At 49.8% G+C, this 1,747-nt stretch carries 1 protein-coding gene and 1 pseudogene; both read left to right on the top strand.

Features of this window, described 5'->3' with window-relative positions:
• On the top strand, positions 1-1,029 hold a 1,029-nt coding region (locus tag Abci_RS13015), incomplete at its 5' end, for a Hint domain-containing protein (protein ID WP_048839612.1).
• 30 nt (positions 1,030-1,059) lie between these two features.
• Positions 1,060-1,747: pseudogene (locus Abci_RS13010) on the top strand (hypothetical protein); the annotation flags it as partial.

Genomic DNA, 1,747 nt, shown 5'->3' with positions numbered 1-1,747 from the left:
CCTTTTGAGTGGATACAAAAAGGGGGGCACGTCAGTGACGAAGTAATTGCTTTTGATTGGCGGAACAATACAGACACCGTGTGCCCTGTTGTATGGGTTGGTAAAGCCCATGTTAATGTCTGCCACGGTTTGCCGGATGACGAAGCGGGTTGGCCTGTGCGTGTGCTCAAAGATGGTATTGCTGATGGTGTTCCTTACAAGGATATGCTGATCACTGCTGAGCATTGTCTGTTCTTCAAGGACCGGTTTGTGCCAGTGCGTATGCTGGTCAATGGTGTGTCTATTTTCTACGATAAATCCATCACCTCTTACGACTACTATCATGTGGAGACGGAACAGCATTCCGTTATCACTGCTGATGGAATGTTGACTGAAAGCTATCTGGATACCGGTAACCGGTCATCTTTTCGGCAGGAAGGTAAGATTGCGACCATGTGTGGCGCAGTCAAAAGCTGGCAAAATGATGCTGGCGCCCCGCTCAATGTGGAACGCTCGTTTGTTGAGCCTCTTTATCGTGCCCTTGAATGGCGCGAAACATGTCATGCAGCTCATGCATCTGGCAGTCATTCACCAGTAATAATGTCGGAGTTGACGAGTGATCCAGACCTCTATCTGGTCACAGAAACCGGTGCAACCATCCGCGCTATTCGGCATGAGGGCCTGACTTACAGCTTTATGCTGCCGCCCAAAACATCGTTCGTCCGTCTTATTTCGAAAGCTGATCGCCCTTGTGACGTCATTGGCCCATTTGTCGATGATCGTCGTTTGATGGGGGTAGCTGTAGGTGAAGTTACCGTTATTGGAAAATCTCAGAAGCGTTCTATTTCGGTGCATCTGCAGACTACAAAACCAGAAGGCTGGCATACTGACATGGGGTGGCAGGGTGCCGCATGGACGAACGGAAACGCACTTCTTCCTCTTACTGGCGCGCAGTCTCGGGATGGCATGACATTGCTGTCAATAACTGTTCTTTCAGCGGGACCGTATTTAGTGGGTCAGAAGAAAAGCAGAATGAAAACGTCTGCTTAACTATAAATTATTTTCAAAAAGGAATATTTGGTGGATTACACGGTTAATTCAAGTAACTCTCCATTTTCACAAAACGTGAACGAGGGTGAAAAAGCCTCCGTCATTAGCGGCGGTGTAACCAGCAATGTGCTGGTGTCTGGCGGTAATGAAACTGTCTATCTCGGCGGTAGTGCTGTTTCTACTATTGTTGCAGGAAGCGTTACTTCCGTTGGGTATCTGATTGCTTCTGGTGGTGCTATTCAGACAGCCACAGTGAACGCTCGTGGCTCTATTAGTCTGTCCAATAGTGCTTCTGCTGACCAGGTGACCTTGACCGACAGGAATGCAGGGCTGACGGTACTCAGCACCGCCAGTGCGACGAACACAGTCGTTGATGAAGGTGCTGTTTTTGTCTCAGGCGGGCAGTTGTTCTCTACGATAGTTGGCAGTGGCGCTGTTTTTGTTGAAGTTAACGGTCATGCAGATAATACAACCGTTATTGCAGGTCGAGTGCAGGCTTGGGATGGTGGGGTTGTCACTTCCACGACTGTAACCGGTAGTGGCTCTGTCGTTGTAATTGGCACAGGTGTGGCTTCCGGAACCGCCCTACAGGGCGTCTCTGCCGGCCTAGCGGTCACTCGTGGGGGCACAGCGGTCGATACGACAGTTGCAAGTGGTGCATTCATTGTTGCTAACTCAGGCACTCTTGCTGGCGTAACAACAGTTGAGCAAGGTGGTT

This window comes from Acetobacter cibinongensis, from assembly GCF_000963925.1.
GTDB classification, from domain to species: domain Bacteria; phylum Pseudomonadota; class Alphaproteobacteria; order Acetobacterales; family Acetobacteraceae; genus Acetobacter; species Acetobacter cibinongensis.
Note: the sequence above shows the minus strand (reverse complement) of the source record. Positions and strands in the feature narration are given on the sequence as shown.